This is a genomic window from Priestia sp. FSL P4-0332, assembly GCF_038005845.1.
In the GTDB taxonomy this organism is placed as follows: Bacteria; Bacillota; Bacilli; order Bacillales; family Bacillaceae_H; genus Priestia.
The window spans coordinates 5,120,160-5,135,788 of record NZ_JBBOUA010000001.1; the positions used below are offsets into that span (position 1 = coordinate 5,120,160).

18 protein-coding genes are annotated in these 15,629 nt (G+C 38.1%); 1 reads left to right on the top strand and 17 read right to left on the bottom strand.

The window, feature by feature from the left end; all coding sequences use genetic code 11:
- Nucleotides 1-137 precede the first annotated feature (137 nt).
- The 7 genes from rpsR to MKY06_RS26830 all read right to left on the bottom strand — a co-directional run bounded on the left by rpsR (nucleotide 138) and on the right by MKY06_RS26830 (nucleotide 4,927).
- The gene (rpsR, locus tag MKY06_RS26800; protein ID WP_013059913.1) at nucleotides 138-377 is read right to left on the bottom strand and encodes a 30S ribosomal protein S18; all 240 of its coding nucleotides are present in this window, start codon (nucleotides 375-377) and stop codon (nucleotides 138-140) included.
- Between the two features lie 66 nt (nucleotides 378-443).
- Nucleotides 444-944 (bottom strand): single-stranded DNA-binding protein, encoded by a 501-nt coding sequence (ssb, locus tag MKY06_RS26805; protein ID WP_013059914.1) that lies wholly within the window; start codon nucleotides 942-944, stop codon nucleotides 444-446.
- A gap of 48 nt (nucleotides 945-992) precedes the next feature.
- Nucleotides 993-1,280, bottom strand: coding sequence for a 30S ribosomal protein S6 (gene rpsF, locus MKY06_RS26810; protein WP_013059915.1), 288 nt, complete (start codon nucleotides 1,278-1,280; stop codon nucleotides 993-995).
- Nucleotides 1,281-1,469: 189 nt separating this feature from the next.
- A complete protein-coding gene (ychF, locus tag MKY06_RS26815) occupies nucleotides 1,470-2,570 on the bottom strand; it encodes a redox-regulated ATPase YchF (protein WP_028411917.1) in 1,101 nt (366 codons plus the stop codon).
- A gap of 170 nt (nucleotides 2,571-2,740) precedes the next feature.
- Nucleotides 2,741-2,938, bottom strand: a complete 198-nt coding sequence (locus tag MKY06_RS26820; RefSeq protein ID WP_013059917.1) for a DUF951 domain-containing protein — start codon at nucleotides 2,936-2,938, stop codon at nucleotides 2,741-2,743.
- 14 nt (nucleotides 2,939-2,952) lie between these two features.
- Nucleotides 2,953-3,846, bottom strand: coding sequence for a mechanosensitive ion channel family protein (locus tag MKY06_RS26825; protein ID WP_029319512.1), 894 nt, complete (start codon nucleotides 3,844-3,846; stop codon nucleotides 2,953-2,955).
- Nucleotides 3,847-3,913: 67 nt separating this feature from the next.
- A complete protein-coding gene (locus MKY06_RS26830; RefSeq protein ID WP_013059919.1) occupies nucleotides 3,914-4,927 on the bottom strand; it encodes a YkvI family membrane protein in 1,014 nt (337 codons plus the stop codon).
- Nucleotides 4,928-5,013: 86 nt separating this feature from the next.
- On the opposite strand from MKY06_RS26830, the gene yyaC reads away from it, so the two are divergent.
- On the top strand, nucleotides 5,014-5,634 hold the full coding sequence (gene yyaC, locus MKY06_RS26835; protein WP_013059920.1) for a spore protease YyaC: 621 nt from the start codon (nucleotides 5,014-5,016) through the stop codon (nucleotides 5,632-5,634).
- A 32-nt stretch (nucleotides 5,635-5,666) separates the two neighbouring features.
- On the opposite strand, the gene MKY06_RS26840 is transcribed toward yyaC, so the two are convergent.
- From MKY06_RS26840 to rpmH, 10 genes are all read right to left on the bottom strand, one after another.
- A complete protein-coding gene (locus tag MKY06_RS26840; RefSeq protein ID WP_013059921.1) occupies nucleotides 5,667-6,536 on the bottom strand; it encodes a ParB/RepB/Spo0J family partition protein in 870 nt (289 codons plus the stop codon).
- A complete protein-coding gene (locus tag MKY06_RS26845; protein ID WP_013059922.1) occupies nucleotides 6,508-7,290 on the bottom strand; it encodes a ParA family protein in 783 nt (260 codons plus the stop codon). Before MKY06_RS26845 ends, MKY06_RS26840 begins: the two co-directional genes overlap by 29 nt.
- A gap of 117 nt (nucleotides 7,291-7,407) precedes the next feature.
- On the bottom strand, nucleotides 7,408-8,283 hold the full coding sequence (gene noc, locus MKY06_RS26850) for a nucleoid occlusion protein (protein WP_013059923.1): 876 nt from the start codon (nucleotides 8,281-8,283) through the stop codon (nucleotides 7,408-7,410).
- A 135-nt stretch (nucleotides 8,284-8,418) separates the two neighbouring features.
- Nucleotides 8,419-9,135 (bottom strand): 16S rRNA (guanine(527)-N(7))-methyltransferase RsmG, encoded by a 717-nt coding sequence (gene rsmG, locus MKY06_RS26855; RefSeq protein WP_029319514.1) that lies wholly within the window; start codon nucleotides 9,133-9,135, stop codon nucleotides 8,419-8,421.
- Between the two features lie 30 nt (nucleotides 9,136-9,165).
- Nucleotides 9,166-11,055: a tRNA uridine-5-carboxymethylaminomethyl(34) synthesis enzyme MnmG gene (mnmG, locus tag MKY06_RS26860; RefSeq protein ID WP_013059925.1), complete on the bottom strand. Its 1,890-nt coding sequence runs from the start codon at nucleotides 11,053-11,055 to the stop codon at nucleotides 9,166-9,168.
- Nucleotides 11,056-11,077: 22 nt separating this feature from the next.
- Entirely contained in the window at nucleotides 11,078-12,466 is a 1,389-nt protein-coding gene (mnmE, locus tag MKY06_RS26865; protein WP_029319516.1) for a tRNA uridine-5-carboxymethylaminomethyl(34) synthesis GTPase MnmE, read from the bottom strand.
- Between the two features lie 305 nt (nucleotides 12,467-12,771).
- On the bottom strand, nucleotides 12,772-13,401 hold the full coding sequence (gene jag / locus MKY06_RS26870; RefSeq protein ID WP_340961688.1) for an RNA-binding cell elongation regulator Jag/EloR: 630 nt from the start codon (nucleotides 13,399-13,401) through the stop codon (nucleotides 12,772-12,774).
- Complete coding sequence (gene spoIIIJ, locus MKY06_RS26875; protein ID WP_013059928.1) at nucleotides 13,398-14,162, bottom strand: YidC family membrane integrase SpoIIIJ; 765 nt, start codon at nucleotides 14,160-14,162, stop codon at nucleotides 13,398-13,400. The genes jag and spoIIIJ overlap by 4 nt, the downstream gene beginning before the upstream one ends.
- A gap of 114 nt (nucleotides 14,163-14,276) precedes the next feature.
- Nucleotides 14,277-14,630: a ribonuclease P protein component gene (gene rnpA / locus MKY06_RS26880; protein ID WP_013059929.1), complete on the bottom strand. Its 354-nt coding sequence runs from the start codon at nucleotides 14,628-14,630 to the stop codon at nucleotides 14,277-14,279.
- Nucleotides 14,631-14,740: 110 nt separating this feature from the next.
- Nucleotides 14,741-14,875 (bottom strand): 50S ribosomal protein L34, encoded by a 135-nt coding sequence (rpmH, locus tag MKY06_RS26885; RefSeq protein WP_013059930.1) that lies wholly within the window; start codon nucleotides 14,873-14,875, stop codon nucleotides 14,741-14,743.
- Nucleotides 14,876-15,629: the final 754 nt, after the last annotated feature.

Consider the following 15,629-nt stretch of genomic DNA (forward strand, 5'->3'; position numbering starts at 1 on the left):
ACTTCACCTCGTTGATATAGACTATTATTTATTTTATCGATTCAGTTAGTAAGAAGCAACTATTTGGCAAAAGAGTACCTATGTAATGTAAAAAGAGGCAGTAAGGGAATCCTTACTGCCTCTTTTTATACCGTTCATTATTCACCAGAAACATATGGTAATAATGCCATTTGACGAGCGCGTTTGATAGCGATCGTTAATTTACGTTGGTATTTAGCGCTTGTTCCAGTTACACGACGAGGTAAAATTTTACCACGCTCTGAAACGAATTTTTTAAGCATATCTACATCTTTGTAATCGATGTGAGTGATGCCGTTTGCTGTGAAGAAACAAACTTTACGACGTCTGTTGCGTCCACCTTTACGTCCACCTGCCATTTTGATACGCCTCCTTCCGCTTAAAAGTTTCTATAAAATTTTATACTCCGGATAATCTACTGCGAATTAAAACGGTAAATCGTCATCAGAAATGTCAATTGTCTCGCCATTATTTGCAAATGGATCATCATCAACGCGAGTATAACCTTGATTACCTGAGTTACGGTTCTGATTATCTCCAAATGGAGAGCCTTGTCCAGATCCTCCAGTGTTAGCAAAGTTACTGCGTTGCGTATCCCCACCGCCACTTTTCGGCTCTAAAAATTGCACACTTTCCGCTACAACTTCCGTTACGTATACACGACGACCGTCTTGTCCTTCGTAACTGCGAGATTGTAGTCGACCATCAACACCAGCTAAACTTCCTTTTTTAAGGAAATTGGCTGCATTTTCAGCCTGACGACGCCATACAACACAGTTGATGAAGTCAGCTTCACGTTCACCTTGCTGATTTGTAAATGTGCGGTTTACCGCTAAAGTGAATGTTGCAACCGCTGCTCCACTCGGGGTATAACGTAATTCAGGATCTTTGGTTAAGCGTCCTACGAGAATTACGCGATTCATCATCAGAACCACTCCTTAAGGAAATAAAACCCAATTTATTTAAACGTTTAATTATGCTTCTTGTTTAACAACGATATGACGGATAATGTCTTCGTTGATTTTCGCAAGACGATCAAATTCAGAAACTGCTTCTGAAGTAGCCGCCACGTCAAGAATCATGTAGTAACCGTCACGGAAATCATTGATTTCGTATGCTAAACGACGTTTACCCCATTCTTTAACATTTGCGATTTCAGCACCATTATCAGTTAATACGCCGTTGAAGCGCTCAACTAATGCTTTCTTTGCTTCGTCATCAATGCTTGGACGGATGATGTACATTACTTCATACTTTCTCATCACTGTCACCTCCTTTTGGTCTAACGGCCCGAAACGGGCAAGGAGCAATAAAATATTACTCACGAATTAAAATTATAGCACACTACCATAGGCAAAGCAATACGCATTGCCGCCTGTTTCGTAAATATACGCTAATATTTTCACATACGACAAAAGCCGAAAGAAAATATTTTCTTTCGGCTTTTAATCTTATACGTTAAAGCGGAAATGCATAACGTCTCCGTCTTTTACGATGTATTCTTTTCCTTCTAAACGTACTTTTCCGGCTTCACGAGCTGCTCCCATTGTTTTGGCAGCTAATAAGTCTTCATATGATACCGTTTCTGCACGAATAAATCCGCGTTCAAAATCTGTATGAATAATACCTGCACACTCAGGAGCTTTCATACCTTGTGTAAACGTCCACGCCCGTACTTCTTGCTCACCAGCTGTAAAGTACGTAGCTAATCCAAGTAAATCGTACGCTGCACGTACAAGCTGATCTAGACCTGACTGTTCAATGCCTAGTTCTTCAAGGAACATTGCTTTTTCTTCTCCTTCAAGTTCAGCAATTTCAGATTCAATGCGTGCGCAAACAACGATTACTTCTGCACCTTCACTTGCCGCATACTCGCGCACTTTTGCTACATATTCGTTAGCAGATGCATCGGCTACTTCATCTTCAGCAACGTTTGCTACATAAAGAATAGGTTTGATCGTTAGCAAGTGAAATTGTTTTACTAACTTCATTTGTTCTTCTGTAAATGATACAGCACGAGCTGGCTGATCACTTTCAAATGCATTCTTTAGTTTCTCTAGAATTTCGTATTCATACATTGCTTCTTTATCTTTTTGTTTAGCCATTTTTTGAACACGGCCGATACGCTTCTCTACCGTTTCTAAATCCGCTAAAATTAATTCTAAATTAATTGTTTCAATATCTGAAATAGGGTCTACTTTTCCTGAAACGTGCGTGATGTTTTCATCTTCAAAACAACGTACAACGTGACAAATTGCATCTACTTCTCGAATATGAGATAAGAATTTGTTTCCAAGACCTTCACCTTTACTAGCACCTTTTACGATTCCAGCGATATCTGTGAATTCAAATGCTGTTGGAATTGTTTTTTTAGGTTTTACAAGCTCTGTAAGTTTTTGAAGACGATGATCAGGTACTTCTACAATACCCACGTTAGGATCAATCGTACAGAAAGGATAGTTCGCAGATTCTGCGCCCGCTTGTGTAATTGCATTAAATAATGTTGATTTTCCAACGTTCGGAAGACCAACAATTCCAGCTGTTAAAGCCATATATTTATTCACTCCTCTTTATATATCCGAAACAAGTTAACCTGTCACAATTATAGTGAGTCAACTTTTGAAATACAAGTTTAATAAAGAACCTTTAGTCGCATCATGTTAAGATACTTCATTTTGTCCCACCTTACAGTATAAGGCATAAACATAGAAAATGCATGAGGTTATTCCTCATGCTTTACAAGAATTTTTTTCATTTTACGTGCAAAATCACGTCGTGGAATCATTACGCTGTGGCCGCAGCCTTCACATTTAATGCGGATATCCATTCCCATTCGAATGATTTTCCATTCATTTGTACCGCAAGGATGAGGTTTTTTCATTTCCACAACGTCATTTAAACCAAATTCTTTTTCCGTCATCAGCTCTCTCCCCCTTATTTCCCTTTCAACGTCGACGAATGCTGTGCTTCTTCTGTACGATTATACATAACCATACGAGGAAATGGAACTTCAATGCCATGTTCATTTAGCCTTGTACGCACTTCTTTACGAATCATACGAGAAATATGGAAATGCCTCATTGGTTTTACTTCGCTTGTAATCCTCATTGTGACTTCAGTTGCATGGATATTTTGAACCCCCAGCAATTCAGGCGTTTTAACCATATCTTCATAGCGGCTTGGCAATTCTTCTAAGAGCTCTAAAATCACTTGTTCTGCTTTTTGTATGTTTTCTTCATAAGAAATGCTTACATCAACAAAAGCTACGCTGTTATGTAACGAAAAATTAGTGACCTCCACAATACTGCCATTGGGCAAAATATTAATTTCGCCTGTCCAACTCTTAATCTTTGTTGTTCGCAACCCAATTTCTTCTACAGTTCCCTCAAATGTTCCTACTCGAACATAATCGCCAACGGAGAACTGATCTTCAAAGATAATAAAAAATCCCGTGATGATGTCTTTCACTAAGTTTTGAGCACCAAACCCTACCGCGAGCCCTACGATTCCAGCCCCCGCTAGCAATCCTCGAACATCTACCGATAATGTTTCTAAAATCATAACTCCGGCAACGAAATAAATAACATAAGAAAAAACATTCTGAAGCAAACGGACCATGGTAGCTTCTCGTCGCTCAGAAATACGCAGAGGGCTATTTGTGCGAACCTCTACAAATTTATTTAACGCTTGCTTTCCAATTCGAATTAAAAACATGGAAATAAGCAGAATCAACAGAATTTTTATGAAGCCTTCTCCAATGTGTGCCCACGTTTCTTCTTGAAAAAACGGCTCAAATACGTTCTTAAAAACTGACGTCAACGAATTCATACTACATGTAGCTCCTATCGTAACATACTCTACATACGAGAAAGTTTTAATCTATTGTAGCAAGTTTCTACGAACTTTTGTAGCGATTTCGAAATGGATATAATAGAACGGCTGTTACTAAAAATAAATTGACGATTCCATACATTGGATACAAAACGGCAATCAAAGTAGAAAAACCTAACTTTGTAAAGGGAATCATTAAAAGTAGCCAGCAGGCTGCCAGTTTCCAAAGAGATTGCACCTTTTCAGTATGAAAACGCGCGGTCAGTCCTAAGATTCCCGATACGGCTGTTGTATAAATTGCAATGAGCAAAACAATGCTCATTAAAAACAGCATCGTATAAGGAAAGTCTTTAAGAATAGCGAATAATGGAATTTCATAGGAAGAAAGAAGGCCTGAAACTTGAATAAGCGATTCATTATAAATAAAGGAGAGCCCCCCTAATAAAAAGCCACTGCCAACACTTGCAATATAAATCTCTTTTTTGCTTTTAATTTCCTTTCCAATTGTAGATAATACCGCGACAAGAGGAAGAATATTTAAAGCTGTAAAGGTAAACGCAGCAGGCCAATTATGCTGAAGATGCCAATCAGTTACTCCAGGATGACGTAAAACAAATGTAAGAAGGACGCCAGCTAGTCCAATCATTAAGATTGGCATAACGAAAGAATTGATAGAAAGAAGCCCATTTAATCCTCTTGAAAAAACAAAGACGATAAACGCACTAAGAGCGCCAATTCCCCACCAATAAGGAACATGCCACATTTCCAATGTCGCCCCGCCGCCCGCGATCATAATCACCGTCGTCGTAAACAAATAAAAAACGATTAAAACATCATAGGCTGCAGCCCATCTCTTTCCTATTAATTCAATTAGCACTGGGTAAAATTGATTGGTTCGGTAGCGATAGCTGATTTGCATAATCACATTGCAAGAAATCGCAAAAATAATAGAAAATAGAAAAATAGCAAGTCCGCTTTCTTCGCCAAAAAACTGCCATAGCTCTCTCCCTGAAGCATACCCAGCGCCTATCATGGTTCCCATAATTAAGAATATCCATTTACATCCTGCTCTCCACATCGATTTTCCCCCAATCCATGAAATATATGTATAGAATCTTCAAAATCTTCGTATACTGTTACTATTATGTATAAGGAGTGGACCCTATGAATTTAAAATCTCCCTTCTTTGAGAAGACACAACATTCAACCCGCGTATTTCATGATGAAGAATCTGCTACAAAGAAGCTGAGTACACAGTTACTATCTTTACTTCCAGCACAGAAAGACAGACCAATTGTTTTTGTATGTATTGGAACGGACCGTTCAACTGGGGACTCATTGGGTCCATTAGTCGGAACGAAACTGAATGAAAAAAAAGTTTCATCTTTTCACATTTTTGGAACGTTAGAAGAGCCTGTTCATGCTGTTAATTTGAAAGAAACGTTAAAACATATTCAAAAGCTTTTCCCGAATCCTTTTATTATTGGAATTGATGCTTGTTTAGGTCGTATGAAAAGCGTAGGCTCTGCATCACTTGGAATAGGACCCGTTAAACCAGGAGCAGGAGTTAATAAAGAATTGCCGCCAGTCGGGGATATTCATATAACAGGGGTTGTCAACGTGAGCGGATTTATGGAGTTTTTCGTCTTGCAAAATACGAGGCTTCACCTCGTTATGTGCATTGCCGATTTAATTGCGAAAAGTATTGAGACTGCGCACAACGAACGAGAGAAAGAGTTTAATAATTCTTCGGTTTACCAACCTGTAAGACATTATAAACAATAAAAAAGGTTGTCCTAAAACTAGGACAACCTTTTTTATACAGAAGATTTGTTAGTCTGAGAAAGATCGTTAAATAATTCAAGAAGACGGTTTAAATCTTCTTTAGAGAAAAATTCGATTTCAATTTTTCCTTTTTTCTTGCTTTGTGTAATGTGAACAGAGGTACCAAAACGCTCACGAAGCTGTGTTTCACTTTGTTTTATAAATAAATCTTTATCTTTTTTAGTTTTTGATGTTTCACGTGGAACGGCTTTATTTAAGTGGGCAATATAAGCCTCTAGCTGTCTAACATTCAATTGTTCCTTGCGTATTTTTTCAACGACTTTAGGTAGAAGAGCTTTATTTTTCAAACCGACTAGCGTACGCCCGTGGCCCATAGACAATTCATTAGTAGAAATGAGGGTTTGAATTTCCTCAGGCAACTGCAAGAGGCGAACATAGTTAGCAATATGAGGTCGGCTTTTTCCCAGTCGTGTAGCAAGTTGCTCCTGTGTCATATCGAGCTTATCCATAAGCAATTGATAAGCGGTTGCTTCTTCAATTGGCGTCAAATCTTCACGCTGTAAATTCTCCAACAAAGCTAGTTCCATCATTTGCTTTTCTGAAAAGTCTTTTATAATGACAGGAACAGTAGCAAGGTCGGCTTCTTTAGCAGCTCTAAATCGTCTTTCACCCGCTAAGATTTCATAGCCTTTAATGCTTTTGCGAGCTACAATAGGCTGTAAGATGCCATGATGTAAAATGGATTGCTTTAACTCATTAATTGCTTCTTTATTAAACGTTTTACGTGGTTGATAGGGGTTGGGTCTGAGTTCGTGAATAGCAACTTCCTGAATTGAATCATCAGCCTGTGCATCTAAGCCTGAAAATAAGGCATTAATTCCTTTCCCTAATCCTTTCGCCATTATAAATCACTTCCTTTGCAAGTTCCGTATAAACTGCGGCCCCTCTAGATCTTGCATCATATAAGATAATTGGTTCACCATGACTAGGTGCTTCGCTCAAACGAACATTTCGAGGAATAATCGTTTGATAAACGCGATCCTGAAAGTACTTCTTCACTTCTGCTGTTACCTGCAGTCCTAAATTTGTGCGTGCGTCAAGCATAGTCAACAATACACCTTCGATACGCAGTTGATTATTCAAATGTTTTTGGACTAATCTAACGGTATTTAGCAGTTGACTTAATCCTTCAAGCGCATAATATTCACACTGTACAGGTATTAAAACAGAATCAGCTGCCGTTAAAGCATTTAATGTCAGTAAACCAAGAGAAGGGGGACAATCAATAATAACATAATCAAAGTGATCTTTCACCGTTTCTAAAGCTCTCTTAAGTCGAACTTCACGTGAAATAGTCGACACTAATTCAATTTCTGCACCAGCTAATTGAATGGTCGCGGGAATGATTGATAAATTTTCGACGGCTGTTGAACGCACAACGTTTTTGGCTTCCATATCTTCCACTACTACATTGTAAATACATTCATCTACATCTGCTTTATCTATGCCAACTCCACTCGTAGCGTTACCCTGTGGATCTCCGTCTACAAGTAGAACCTTTTTTCCTTGTTCAGCTAAACAAGCTCCTAAATTAACAGCGGTTGTTGTTTTTCCAACTCCACCTTTTTGATTCGCAACTGCCACAATTTTCCCCATGTTGTCACCTACTTTCATTTCCATCCCATTTGTCCAGACAGTTTAATTGTTCATTGAATTTTCTGACGAAAAACTTTGATAAAAAAGCCTCATCAAAAAAAGATGAGGGCTATTTCTTTATTTTTTCGGAATCTTAATAGTAAACTGAAAATATTCATCAAACTCTTCTTCTTCCGTGTTTAATGAAATACCGCTGTCACTAACCATTGTCAAGGATTGACGAATTGTATTCATTGCAATACGCGTATCTTTACTAAACGCTTTTCTTTTAGCTTTTGGCTTTTTAACCTGCGTTTCTAACAATTTAACTACTCGATCTTCCGTTTGTTTTACATTTAATTGTTTTTCAATAATCTCAGCTAATACTTGAAGTTGTTTTTCTTGATTTTTGAGGGGAATGAGCGCTCTTGCATGTCGCTCTGTAATCAATTTTTGTTTGATTGCTTCTTGTATTTCAACAGGAAGCTTTAACAAACGAAGCTTGTTTGCAATTGTGGATTGGCCTTTTCCTAAACGTTGAGCTAATGCCTCTTGGGTAAGATTATGTAACTCAATTAACTTTGCGTAGGCTAGTGCTTCTTCGACAGCCGTTAGCTCTTCACGTTGTAAGTTTTCTATTAAAGCCACAGAGGCCGTTTCTGTATCGTTAAAATGTTTCACAATTGCAGGAACCGTATCCCATCCTAAGCTTTGTACAGCTCTCCACCGGCGTTCTCCAGCAATTAATTCGTATTCTTCGCCCTCAGTCGGTCGAACCACAATAGGTTGAATAATACCGTGTGTATGAATAGTAAGAGCTAGCTCTTCAATTTTTGCTTCATTAAACACAGTACGCGGCTGATAACGATTCGGAATAATACTTGAAACCCTAATTTGTTTTACTTCATCTCTTAAAACTTTTTCGACATTTTCATCTTGGACAGTTTCAATCTCTACATGAATATCCTCATCTTTTTCTTTTAAATTAAAAAAACGTGAAAAAGCAGATTTCATAGTCCCACACCACCTTCAGGAAAATCCCGCCTTAAACTAATTCGATGTTTTTTAATCATATCCTGCTTTCTAAACAGAAAATATAGAGAAGAAAATGTTTCATATGAAACATTCTCTTCTCTATCTATTTAATACCTACTCTAGTGGAAGCTTAACTGGGGTACCAGGTTTTCTAGGATATTTTTTAGGCGTTTTCTTGATTTTGTCTATTAAAATAATGTAACGTTCACTTTGCTCCAAAGGCAATTGGAAATGTTCAATCGACTTCACTTTTCCACCTAATACTTGGAATGATTTTTCTCCATTTTTTAATTCCTCAGGGGCAGAAGCACCTTTCATTGCTAAAAAGCGTCCTCGTTCTTTAACAAGCGGTAAGCAAAATTCATTAAGAACCGAGATACGCGCCACGGCTCTTGCCGTTACAAGATCGAATGATTCGCGAATCGTTTCTTTTTTACCAAATGTTTCAGCTCGATCATGACATAGTGTGACATTGTCTAGTTCAAGCTCATTTACAAGATGCGTTAAAAACGTAATACGCTTTTGTAACGAATCAACGATTGTTACATGCAAATGCGGGAAGCAAATTTTGATCGGAATACTTGGAAATCCTGCTCCTGCACCTACATCACACATGGATTCAATTTCTGTAAAGTCTTGAAAAAAAGCAGCTGAAATAGAATCGTAAAAATGCTTTTCATACACTTCACCGTGATCAGTGATAGCAGTTAAATTCATTTTTTCGTTCCATTCCACTAAAACTTGATAATACTTTTCAAATTGATTCAGCTGTTTAGAAGAAAGAGAAATTCCCTTTTCCTCTAATAGCTGTTGAAACTGTTGAATATTCATTGAGTTTCCCTTTCTTCGCGCCTAAGAGTTTTAATCATTTGATACTTTAGCGATGCGCCCTTGTTCAATATAAACAAGCAAGATTGAAATATCAGCTGGGTTGACTCCAGAAATACGTGATGCTTGCGCTACCGTTAGTGGACGCACTTGGTTTAATTTTTGACGTGCTTCTGTAGCTAAACCGTTAATTGCATCATAATCGATATAATCAGGAATCTTTTTGTTTTCTAACTTCTTCAAGCGTTCAACTTGCTGAAGTGATTTCTGAATATATCCTTCGTATTTCACCTGAATTTCTACTTGTTCAGCTACTTCAGGATCTACCGTCTCATCAGCTGGTGCTAATTGATGAATATGAGTATATGTCATTTCAGGACGGCGAAGTAAATCTGTCGCACGAATGCCATCTTTTAATTCGCTGCCGCCAGCTTCTTTAATCAGTTGTTGAACAGCTTCATTCGGCTTAATAATAAAGGAGAAAAGACGTTTCTTCTCTTGCTCGATTTCCGCTTTCTTCTGTTCAAATTTAGCATAGCGCTCATCGCTGATTAATCCTAGTTCACGACCAATTTCAGTAAGGCGTAAATCAGCGTTATCATGACGAAGCAATAAACGATATTCTGCACGAGACGTTAGCAGACGGTACGGTTCATTTGTTCCTTTTGTTACTAAATCATCCACCAATACACCGATGTAAGCATCAGAACGTCCTAAGATGACTTCTTCTTGTTCCAGCGCTCTTCTTCCCGCGTTAATTCCAGCAAGAAGACCTTGGCCTGCAGCTTCTTCATAACCAGATGTTCCGTTAATTTGTCCAGCCGTATAAAGATTTTTAATTTTCTTCGTTTCAAGCGTTGGCCATAACTGAGTCGGAACAATTGCATCATATTCAATAGCATAGCCCGCACGCATCATTTGGACTTTTTCAAGACCAGGAATTGTCGCAAGCATTTGACGCTGTACGTGCTCAGGAAGGCTTGTTGATAGTCCTTGAACATATACTTCTTGCGTATTTCGTCCTTCTGGCTCTAAGAAAATTTGGTGGCGCGGTTTATCATTAAAGCGCACAACCTTATCTTCAATAGATGGACAGTAGCGTGGTCCAGTACCTTTGATCATCCCAGAATACATAGGAGATAAGTGAAGGTTGTCATCAATAATTTGATGAGTTTGTTCACTTGTATATGTTAACCAGCAAGGCAGTTGATCTGTAATGTACTGTGTTGTTTCGTATGAGAAAGCACGAGGCACATCATCCCCAGGCTGAATCTCCGTTTTGCTGTAATCAATAGTTGAGCTATTAACACGAGGTGGAGTTCCTGTTTTAAAACGGACCATGTCCAGCCCTAACTCCTCTAAGTGTTCAGAAAGCTTAATAGCCGGTTGTTGATTATTAGGACCGCTTGAATATTTTAGTTCACCTAAAATAATTTCCCCGCGTAAGAATGTCCCTGTCGTAATAACAACTGTTTTAGCTTTATACACAGCTCCCGTTTGAGTGACAACGCCCGTACATACACCGTCTTCTACGATTAATTGTTCTACCATACCTTGCATAAGCGTTAGATTTTCTTCATTTTCTAACGTTTTTTTCATTTCATGCTGATAAGCAAATTTATCCGCTTGAGCTCTAAGTGCTCGAACAGCTGGACCTTTTCCTGTGTTTAACATTCTCATTTGAATATGAGTTTTATCGATATTTCTACCCATTTCTCCGCCAAGAGCATCAATTTCACGTACGACAATACCTTTTGCAGGACCGCCTACAGAAGGGTTGCAGGGCATAAATGCCACCATGTCTAAGTTGATGGTCAACGTTAACGTTTTAGCACCCATACGCGCAGAAGCAAGTGCCGCTTCACAACCTGCATGACCTGCTCCAATGACAATAACATCATATTGTCCACCTTCATATTGCATAATAGTAGCCTCCTTTAATAATCTATTTTCCTAAACAGAATTGAGAGAACAACTGATCAATTAAGCTTTCGTGAACAGCATCACCAATAATTTCACCTAATAGTTCCCACGTTCTTGTTAAATCAATTTGGACGATATCGATTGGAACACCACTTTCAATGCCTGTGATGGCCTCATCGATAGCTCCTCTTGCTTGCGTTAAAAGCGCAATATGTCTCGTATTAGATAAATATGTTAAATCTTGAGATTCAATTGTTCCTCCAAAGAAAAGAGCTGCGATTGCTTCTTCAAGCTGATCTACTCCTTGTTCTTGAAGGAGCGAAGTCGTCACTACTGGATGATCACCAGCAAATTGCTGCACTTCCTCTAGATTAATTTTTTGCTCAAGATCTGTTTTATTCACAATCACGATAACGTCCATGCCTTTTACAGCTTCAAATAGCTTTTTATCTTCGTCCGTTAGTTCTTCATTAAAATTCAACACAAGCAAAATTAAATCTGCTTCTTTCAAATACTGACGGGAGCGTTCCACACCAATTCGTTCTACAATATCTTCTGTTTCACGAATTCCAGCTGTATCAACTAATCGCAGAGGAACTCCTCGCACATTGACGTACTCTTCGATTACATCTCGCGTCGTTCCAGGAATGTCTGTGACAATGGCCTTTGCATCTTGCACTAAACTATTTAGAAGAGAAGATTTCCCTACATTAGGACGTCCAATAATAACCGTAGCCAATCCTTCTCTTAAAATTTTTCCTTGATGAGAGGTTTGAAGAAGCTTATCAATTTCTTGGCGTACATTTGAAGCTTTTTCGATCAATACTTGGTGAGTCATTTCCTCTACATCGTCATATTCTGGGTAGTCAATGTTTACTTCTACATGGGCAAGTGTTTCGAGAATTTCCTGCCGTAAATGACGTACTAGCTTGGACAAACGCCCTTCCATTTGGCCAATCGCCATATTCATCGCTTTATCTGTTTTGGCACGAATTAAATCCATTACAGCTTCTGCTTGTGACAAGTCTACTCGACCATTTAAAAATGCTCGTTTTGTAAACTCACCCGGCTCAGCTAAACGGGCACCATTTGCAATAACTAACTGCAGCACACGATTAACGGATACAATTCCTCCGTGACAGTTAATTTCAATAATGTCTTCTCTAGTAAATGTCTTGGGACCTTTCATAATGGAAAGCATCACTTCTTCGACGACTTGCTCTGTCTTGGGATCTACGATATGACCGTAGTGAATAGTATGAGAAGCTACGTCTGTTAATCGTTTGTTCGAAACGCTTTTAAAGATACGATCTGCAATCGTAATGGCTTCTTCACCACTCAGGCGGACGATGGCAATAGCTCCCTCTCCCATTGGTGTAGAAATGGCCGCAATTGTATCAAAATCTAGCACCAACTTCACCTCATTTCATTTTATAAACCTTTTATTTTAAACGATGTTATATACTATCATCGTTAACAATTTTACACGAACAAAAACATCTATTTTAAGGCCCGTAATTTGTATGAACCAAATAAATAGAATACCACAATTCACAGATTTGGAACATCTCTAACGTTCTTCTGTTATGCACAGCAAGAAAAACAGGCAGTATGTACTATTTTAACTTATCCACATGTGAATAACAACGTATGTAACTTGATTTTTTGAACGCTAGCTTGATAAAAGTAAACATAAAAAAGCACTAGCGCATTTTGCTAGTGCTTTTTTCCGACGGGCTGAACCAAAATACTTCTTTTCGGTTCTTTTCCGATAGAGTGTGTCTCAACTAAAGAATTTTTAGCTAACACTTGGTGAATCATTTTTCTTTCATGCGAAGGCATTGGTTCTAGTTGAACAGGTCGATTCGTTTTAATCGCCTGATTCGCTATTTTTAATGCCAGTTTTTCGACCATTTCTTTTCGTTTTTCTCGGTAGCCTTCTGGGTTTAATACAACATTTAAAAATTGCTGACTGTATCGATTAGCTACCAGTTGTGTGAGAAGCTGGAGCGCATTGAGGGTTTGTCCATGTTTTCCAATCAGCATTCCCGCTGAATCGCTACTAATCTCAATTATGCAGTTTCGCGAGGTTTTTTTGACGTTCGTATGAATCGAAATCCCCATTTCACGGCTAACATTTGTAATAAAATGAACCGCTTCCTCTACAGGGTCAACTATTTTTGTAACTTTTACAACTGCGGGTTTTCCCTTAAAGATTCCTAAAAATCCTTTTTTGCCTGGTTCAATTATTTCTACATTTGTTTGATTTCGCTCTACTTCTAAAGCATCTAATGCTTCTTGAACAGCAGCTTCAATCGTCTGGGCCGTAATTGTGATTTCGTTCATTTTTTAACCCCTTCAATATTCGCTTGTTTTAAGTCTGGCCCTTTAATGAAGTAGGTTTGAATAATCATAAATAGATTTCCCACTACCCAATAAAGAGATAAAGCGGCTGGAAAATTGATTGCAAAAACGACAATCATGATCGGCATAACCCAAAGCATCATAGCCATTTGAGGATTTTGATTTGCATTTCCGGCCATCATCATCTTTTGCTGAATAAACGTTGTGATTCCTGCGACAACTGGTAAGATAAATAGCGGATCACGCGCACCTAAATCAAACCATAAAAAGCTGTTGTTTGCGATTTCTGACGTTCGTGTAATCGCGTGGAAAATTCCGATAAGAATGGGCATTTGAATTAGAATTGGGAAGCACCCAGCTAAAGGATTTACTCCGTAAGTTTGGAATAATGCCATCGTTTCTTTCTGCAATTGCTGCTGCGTCTGGGCATCTTTTGAACTGTACTTCTCCTTTAACTTCTGCATTTCGGGCTGAAGCGTCTGCATTGCTTTCGTGTTTCTCATCTGTTTAATCATAAGCGGTAGAATAAGTAAGCGAATCAGGATTGTGACAACGATGATCGCAACTCCATAGCTTTTAAATACCTCCGCCAGATACGTAATGACTAATGACAGCGGATACACAACATACTCATTCCAAAAACCTTTACTATCATCTGTAATAGGTTGGTTAATTTCCGTACAACCCGCTAAAACAGTTAATAGAAAGATAAGCGTTATCCCTAAAAACAACTTCTTCTTCACCTGTTTTCCTCCTTCTACATGTTCACCTTTCAATTCTGAAAGTGCGTCAAAATCCATTATATAAGGATGCGGTAGAAAAACAACAGCTATTAAAGGCTTTTCTTCTATTGTTTATTAATCGTTTTGTCTATGTGTAAGTAATTTGCCACGCTTAAAGACATGCTGCAAGCTGCTTTTAATTTCTTCATAGCTCATTGTTGCAGCAGGCTGCCTTGCAATTACAATATAATCTTTGTCTTGCTTCAAATACGGTGTGAATTCAAACATAATTTGTTTAGCAAGGCGCTTAACTCGATTACGAGTCACGGCATTTCCAATCTTTTTGCCCACGGAGAATCCTACGCGGAAATGTTCTTGATCCGGTTTGTCTAGAACATACAAGACAAATTGGCGATTCGCTACGGACTTGCCCTTTTTAAAAACTGTTTGAAATTCATCATTCTTTTTTATACGATATCTTTTTTTCATTTTTAACAACTCCTGCCCTTTTTCAGGTCATGCTTTTATGTAGTCCCTACAGGAACAGAGGTGATTTTAGCCTTATAAAGCGAAAAAAGACCACTGGCGTCAGTGGTCTATTATGCTGATAATACTTTTCTTCCTTTACGACGACGACGAGCTAAAACTTTACGTCCATTCGCTGAGCTCATACGAGCGCGGAAACCGTGTACTTTACTGTGCTTACGTTTGTTTGGTTGGTAAGTTCTTTTCATCTATAAACACCTCCTCGAGGAATAACTGAAAAAGACAGTCCTTGCAATTATAATGAAAAGACTAAGAAGATGTCAATGTTATTTAAAAAATAAAATTTTCAATCTCTTGGTTTCATTATCTGTTTTACTCAATCTTCTTCATTCTAATATCTTTATAACCCAATTGTCTATACCTAATCAATAAAATTCATTGATTTATTAAAGAAAAATTTTTTCCTTTTCATCTCTTTTTCTTTCTCTACCAGCTGCGATCGCATCCTTACTGAACAAAACTACAACAATACAGGTTATAAAAAGCCTCTTTTTTATTCAAATTCTTCTCTTAAACCATTGTGGATAAGTTTTTTCGACATTTTTCTACTTTTCCATTTCTTATCGACAACTCATGCACACTATCTTGTGTTGTGGAAAACTTTTCTCCACAAGGTGTAGTGATTGTGGATAAGTTTCGAAAATTCATTGCATCATGCCGAATTCTTTGATATTATATTTTTGTTTTCACTCTTAATTACTTTTCCACAGTTGGTTTTTATCCACAAACTGTGGACAACTTGTGGACATCATTTCCACTATCACTGTATAAAGTTATCCACACCATGTGGAATCTGTCGAATAGTCGACTTTCTTCTATAATATATATTTACCCACATAATAGCAATTGTATAAATATAAATTTTTTATGCATAAGGTTTTGTACAGGTTGTACAAGGGTTGTACAAAGCGCATAAAAGCTAGAAAAAGGAGGGATTGCTCG

What these genes read in the sequence shown, in the direction of transcription:
- rpsR (WP_013059913.1), bottom strand. Translation starts at nt 377, where the DNA reads ATGGCAGGTGGACGTAAAGGTGGACGCAACAGACGTCGTAAAGTTTGT.
- ssb (WP_013059914.1), bottom strand. Translation starts at nt 944, where the DNA reads ATGATGAATCGCGTAATTCTCGTAGGACGCTTAACCAAAGATCCTGAA.
- rpsF (WP_013059915.1), bottom strand. Translation starts at nt 1,280, where the DNA reads ATGAGAAAGTATGAAGTAATGTACATCATCCGTCCAAGCATTGATGAC.
- ychF (WP_028411917.1), bottom strand. Translation starts at nt 2,570, where the DNA reads ATGGCTTTAACAGCTGGAATTGTTGGTCTTCCGAACGTTGGAAAATCA.
- MKY06_RS26820 (WP_013059917.1), bottom strand. Translation starts at nt 2,938, where the DNA reads ATGACGGAAAAAGAATTTGGTTTAAATGACGTTGTGGAAATGAAAAAA.
- MKY06_RS26825 (WP_029319512.1), bottom strand. Translation starts at nt 3,846, where the DNA reads ATGAATTCGTTGACGTCAGTTTTTAAGAACGTATTTGAGCCGTTTTTT.
- MKY06_RS26830 (WP_013059919.1), bottom strand. Translation starts at nt 4,927, where the DNA reads ATGTGGAGAGCAGGATGTAAATGGATATTCTTAATTATGGGAACCATG.
- yyaC (WP_013059920.1), top strand. Translation starts at nt 5,014, where the DNA reads ATGAATTTAAAATCTCCCTTCTTTGAGAAGACACAACATTCAACCCGC.
- MKY06_RS26840 (WP_013059921.1), bottom strand. Translation starts at nt 6,536, where the DNA reads ATGGCGAAAGGATTAGGGAAAGGAATTAATGCCTTATTTTCAGGCTTA.
- MKY06_RS26845 (WP_013059922.1), bottom strand. Translation starts at nt 7,290, where the DNA reads ATGGGGAAAATTGTGGCAGTTGCGAATCAAAAAGGTGGAGTTGGAAAA.
- noc (WP_013059923.1), bottom strand. Translation starts at nt 8,283, where the DNA reads ATGAAATCTGCTTTTTCACGTTTTTTTAATTTAAAAGAAAAAGATGAG.
- rsmG (WP_029319514.1), bottom strand. Translation starts at nt 9,135, where the DNA reads ATGAATATTCAACAGTTTCAACAGCTATTAGAGGAAAAGGGAATTTCT.
- mnmG (WP_013059925.1), bottom strand. Translation starts at nt 11,055, where the DNA reads ATGCAATATGAAGGTGGACAATATGATGTTATTGTCATTGGAGCAGGT.
- jag (WP_340961688.1), bottom strand. Translation starts at nt 13,401, where the DNA reads ATGAACGAAATCACAATTACGGCCCAGACGATTGAAGCTGCTGTTCAA.
- rnpA (WP_013059929.1), bottom strand. Translation starts at nt 14,630, where the DNA reads ATGAAAAAAAGATATCGTATAAAAAAGAATGATGAATTTCAAACAGTT.
- rpmH (WP_013059930.1), bottom strand. Translation starts at nt 14,875, where the DNA reads ATGAAAAGAACTTACCAACCAAACAAACGTAAGCACAGTAAAGTACAC.